Origin of the sequence: Anaerococcus sp. AGMB09787 (genome assembly GCF_022808955.1) — a bacterium.
GTDB lineage: Bacteria > Bacillota > Clostridia > Tissierellales > Peptoniphilaceae > Anaerococcus.
This window is the reverse complement of sequence record NZ_JAKZEY010000048.1, coordinates 1-2,768: the sequence shown is the minus strand read 5'-3', so window position 1 is coordinate 2,768 and position 2,768 is coordinate 1. Positions and strand designations below refer to the sequence as shown.

The window sequence follows — 2,768 nt, the reverse complement described above, 5'->3', positions numbered from 1 at the left end:
TCTGGTAGTTTTGATTATAATAGAAACGACTTTTAACATAGACAACTATATTTGATAAATATATATATATAAGGAGAATAAAATGTTAAAAAGTGAATACGAGATTTTAAAAGATGCAAATAAAGTTATATTAGCTTATTCAGGAGGACTTGATACATCAGTTATGGTTACCTGGCTAAAAGAAAATGGAGCCAAAGAAGTTATCTGTGTTTCAGGAGATTTAGGACAGGTTAAAGATCCGAAAGCTTTGGAAGAAAAAGCTTTAGCATCAGGAGCAAGTAAATTTTATAATATAAAAATGGAGAAAGAATTTATTGAGGACTATGCTTTTAAAATTGTAAAGGCAGGGGCAAAGTATGAGAATGTATATTTACTTGGCACAGCGATTGCAAGGCCACTTATAGCAAAGGCTCTTGTAGATGTAGCTAAAAAAGAAGGATCTGATGTGATAGTGCATGGTTGTACAGGTAAGGGTAATGATCAAATTAGGTTTGAAACATCTATAATGTCATTGGCTCCAGAAATTAAGGTTTTGGCACCATGGAGATTTTGGGATATAAAGGGACGTAGTGAGGAAGAAGCTTATGCAAAATCTCATAATATTCCATTAGTATATAAAAAAGAAGAGGATTATTCAATGGATGAAAATATTTGGCATTTATCACATGAGGGATTAGACCTAGAAGATCCAAGAAATGCTGCTAACCTTGACAAAGTCTTACAATGGATTACAAAACCGGAGGATGCTCCAAATGAGCCAGAAATTGTTGAAGTTATATTTGAAAAAGGAGTACCAGTAGGAATTAACGGTGAAAAGATGCAAGCAGTAGATCTTGTAAAAAAACTCAATGTTATAGCTGGAAAACATGGTATCGGAATCGATGATATGGTTGAAAGTAGGATGGTCGGCATGAAGTCCAGAGGAGTTTATGAGAACCCTGCAGCATCAGTACTTTACTTTGCACATGAAAAACTTGAATCCGTAACTATGCATCCAGATGCCTTACAATATAAGCAAAAAATGGCGCTTGATTATGCTAAGCTTGTTTATGCAGGAAAATGGATGACACCTTTAAGAGAAGCGATGGATGCTTTTATAGATGTAAGTCAAGAAAATGTTACAGGTAGTGTAAAAGTTAAGCTTTATAAGGGAAGCATGCAACCAGCAGGAATTCAAGCTAAAAATTCACTTTATTTAGAAGAATATGCAACATTTGAGGAAGATGATGTTTATAATCAATCGGATGCTACAGGATTTATAAATTTATTTGCATTAAGTAGTAAGATTTACTCACAAGCTGTTAAGGAGAAATAGGGATAATATATGAAATTATGGAGTGGTATGTTATCAGGAGAGCTTAACAAAGAGGCTGAAGAGTTTAATGATTCAATAAAGATAGATCAAAGACTCATTTTTTATGACATAAAAGGTTCAATTGCTCATGTAACGATGCTTAGTAAATGTAAGATTTTAAGAGAAGATGAATCTAAAAAAATTATAGAAGGCTTAGAGAAAATAAAGAAAAAGCTAGAGGATAAAGATATTGAAATTGATTATACTTGCGAAGATGTACACACTTTTGTAGAGGAAAAATTAATTGAAGAGATTGGCGATTTAGGAAAGAAAATGCATACTGCAAGGAGCAGAAATGATCAAGTTACAACTGACTTGAGACTTTATCTAAAAGATGAAGTTAGCGAAGTTGATAATCTGTTAAAAGAGTATTTGCAAGCTTTGTGTTATTTGGCAGAAAATAATACTGAAACGATTATGCCTGGATACACTCATTTGCAAGCGGCTCAAGCAGTAACCTTTGCTCATCATATGATGGCTTACGCAATGATGGCACTTAGAGATTCGGATAGAATAAGAGATTACAAAAAAAGGCTAAATAGCTTGCCACTAGGTTCATGTGCTTTGGCAGGAACATCTTATCCCATAGACAGAGAATATACTGCTAAGTTGCTTGGATTTGAATCAATAATGCAAAATTCTATGGATGCAGTAAGTGATAGGGATTATGTCTTGGAATTACATGCGATACTTTCCTTAATAGCAATTCATTTATCCAGACTAAGCGAAGAAATTATAATTTGGTCTTCTCAACCATTTAATTTTGTCAGTATTGATGATATGTATTCAACAGGTTCTTCAATTATGCCACAGAAAAAAAATCCTGATATGGCAGAACTTATAAGATCAAAAGCTGCAAGATTAATTGGCAATATGAATCAGTCATATATTATGTTAAAATCACTTCCACTGGCTTATTCAAAAGATATGCAAGAAGACAAAGAGTCGATATTTGATAGTTTAGACAATATAAAAATATCATTGACTGTAATGACAGGAATGTTAAAAACATTAAAAATCAACAAGAAAAGAATGCTTAAAGCCTGCAAAGAAGGATATTTAAACGCAACGGATGTAGCAGATTATTTAGTAAATAAAGGCGTTACTTTTAGAGATGCACATCATATAGCTGCAAAACTTGTAAAAATAGCTCAAGACAACGATCAGACTTTAGATCAGTTAGATATTAGCATTTTTAAGAATCAGTCCAACAAGTTCGAAGAAGATATTTATGAAGCAATAGAGCTAGAAAATATGGTTGAGTCAAGAAAATCTTTGGGAGCTACTGCTAAAGAAGAAGTTGAGAGACAAATTAATTTTGTAAAAGAAAAAATAGGTAATAAAGGAGATTTAAAATGAAAATTATTAAAAAAATGTTATTAACTGCAACAACATTAATGTTGTTAGCATCTTG

The 2,768-nt window shown here is 32.6% G+C and carries 2 protein-coding genes; both read left to right on the top strand.

From position 1 onward, the window contains the following. Positions 1-82: 82 nt before the first annotated feature. Entirely contained in the window at positions 83-1,315 is a 1,233-nt protein-coding gene (locus MUN42_RS08280; protein WP_243344269.1) for an argininosuccinate synthase, read from the top strand. 9 nt (positions 1,316-1,324) lie between these two features. Continuing rightward, on the top strand, positions 1,325-2,713 hold the full coding sequence (gene argH / locus MUN42_RS08275; RefSeq protein ID WP_243344268.1) for an argininosuccinate lyase: 1,389 nt from the start codon (positions 1,325-1,327) through the stop codon (positions 2,711-2,713). The last annotated feature ends 55 nt before the right edge of the window (positions 2,714-2,768 follow it).

What these genes read in the sequence shown, in the direction of transcription:
- MUN42_RS08280 (WP_243344269.1), top strand. Translation starts at nt 83, where the DNA reads ATGTTAAAAAGTGAATACGAGATTTTAAAAGATGCAAATAAAGTTATA.
- argH (WP_243344268.1), top strand. Translation starts at nt 1,325, where the DNA reads ATGAAATTATGGAGTGGTATGTTATCAGGAGAGCTTAACAAAGAGGCT.